The sequence below is a fragment of the Escherichia sp. MOD1-EC6162 genome, from assembly GCF_002965125.1.
Classification (GTDB): domain Bacteria; phylum Pseudomonadota; class Gammaproteobacteria; order Enterobacterales; family Enterobacteriaceae; genus Escherichia; species Escherichia marmotae.
In genome coordinates this window covers 1-2,132 of the sequence record NZ_PTSB01000067.1, presented here as the reverse complement: position 1 = coordinate 2,132, position 2,132 = coordinate 1, and the positions used below count along the sequence as shown (strand labels likewise).

General features: G+C 58.1%; 2 protein-coding genes. Both read right to left on the bottom strand.

Annotated elements, in window-relative coordinates; all coding sequences use genetic code 11:
- Positions 1-1,781 (bottom strand): DUF6531 domain-containing protein (locus A9587_RS24080; RefSeq protein ID WP_236942437.1); only part of this gene is annotated, 1,781 nt, incomplete at its 3' end.
- An 18-nt stretch (positions 1,782-1,799) separates the two neighbouring features.
- Positions 1,800-2,132 (bottom strand): DcrB-related protein (locus A9587_RS24075; RefSeq protein WP_105281987.1); only part of this gene is annotated, 333 nt, incomplete at its 5' end.

Genomic DNA, 2,132 nt, shown 5'->3' with positions numbered 1-2,132 from the left:
GCCTCGTCATAGTTGTAACGACGCAGCAGTAAAGGTGCAGTATCAGGGAAATGCTGATAAATCTGTGTCACCCGCCGGGGATGCGCCGCCAGTTCGTAATACAGACGGATGCACGGACGCTGCTGTTCGCCGCGGATTTCAGTGATGCGCCCCCGGTCGTCGTAGTACAGATTCAGACAGTTGCTGTTACGGTCGCCCAGCATTTTCAGCCGCTGGCGCTGCGGGTGATGCGGGTCGCCTTCAAACAGAAAAAAATGTCCATCATCGCTGCTGATAAGCCAGTGCCCCTGCTCACCACGCCGTACTGCCAGTCCTTCACCGGGGCTGTAAAATCCGCTCCCCGGCAGCACGGCTTCCATATCCAGCCGTCGCCCCATACCCGACACAAAGGTCATGCAGTTTTCGTCCGCGTTACCCGGTGTGCGCTCGAGGCTGACTTCATACATCACGCTCCAGCCCTGACCGAACATCCCATCCGTGCGTTCGTCACGACTGCTGTACACACGCTGCCAGTCCAGCGGAAAGTGGCCCGGCAGGCTGAAATCGAAGTCATCATCATCAGCCAGGTATTTGGCCCCGGTGGCGGCGTTGACCGGATGCGGGAGGGCGCTGATGGCCTTCTGCGTCATCATGCTCATCCCGATACCGGCAGCAAAACAGGCGATTTTAGAAAGCATTTTGCCCGGGCGAAGAAACATCAGCGCCACGGTTGCCACCAGGGTTATCTGCGACCTGCCGCTTCTGATATCCCTGACCACCAGTAACGGACCGCCAATGCGGACATCCGGTGACACAAACGCCCCGTCCCCCGGCGCATTCACCACCCTGGCCTCGCAGGTACAGCGTGCCCCGCTGCGTGCCGCTGGCTGACTGTTGACACGCACATCCCGCGCACCTTCCGCGATATATTCCGCCGCGGGCGGTTCGTCATCACCTTTGAACAGATTACTGATACTACCAATAACCGCATTCACTCCCTGAAAGGCGGTTTCCAGCAGACCGTCCGGACTCAACAGGTTAAGGGCCGTTCCCAGAGGGTCATCCAGAAAGGCGGCTTTTTTTTGTGCGAGTAACTGAGTCAGTGAGGAAGGATGTTTATGGCAGTCGATTTTATCGTCAGGGGTCGGGGTGGAGCCAGGTGCCGCACTGGCCACGGTGGGCTGCCATAGTTCCGACACAAAATGTGTCACGCCATCCACCATCTCAGAACGCCCTTCTTCCGTACTGAGCTGGTCGTGCAGCGCCCGGGACATCAGAACAGGTCCAGTCACCGGATGAACCGCCAGGGCTATTGCCCCCGCCATTTCCAGATATTCCCCGGCCACATCCCGGAACGTTCTGGCGTCCTCCTGACGCTGCGCTTCTTCCTGTTCCGCCTTCGCCTGCGCTTCCTGTGCCTCAATCTCCTGCCGCGATGCCGCTGTGGCCGCTGCCCGCGCGGCAGGTTTGCTGTTGATCAATGTGTCACCAGAGCCGGTGAGGATGTAACCTTCAATCTGAGGCGGGAAAAGCATATCTGCGAGGTCTGAACAGGCTTCGCTGACCGTTTCTGTCACGCCGGTGTACACCATCGCCACACCCGCCACAAAACCGGTCAGCAAGACAGCCGTGCACCCCATCGTGATCCCTACTGACGCCGCCAGTAACGAGGTTGCGCCGACAATGAGGGCATCAATAACGACATTTGCGGCCACTTCCAGCACCGCCCCCAGCACATCTGCCATAAACGACGTATGCAGCAGGGCATCACCCTGCCTTGCCGCCCAGAATGCATCTTCCATGTCCCGTTCCCTGTGTGATTAATGCGTCCTGGTTTCCTGCCGTATCCTGAAGCGCAGATTCTTTTTAATTTCAGCCCAGCGCGTCATGTCTGCCGGGGTCAGCGGTGTGGTTCTGGCGTAAGTGAAGGCCATCATGACCCGCTCACCCGGCAATACAAATGCCACCTGACACTGATACACCTGCTCGTTACCCCGGAGAAACTGGCTCTGTATCTCCAGCCCTTCCTCAGCGTCATTAATCCCCACGCGGGTCACCTGCACGGGCGTGTGGTGCAGTTCCCTGACCTGCTTTTCTAACTTTTTCATTTGCTGTTCAACCTGAGAGGCTAATTCGTCTCCTTCCTGCATCTG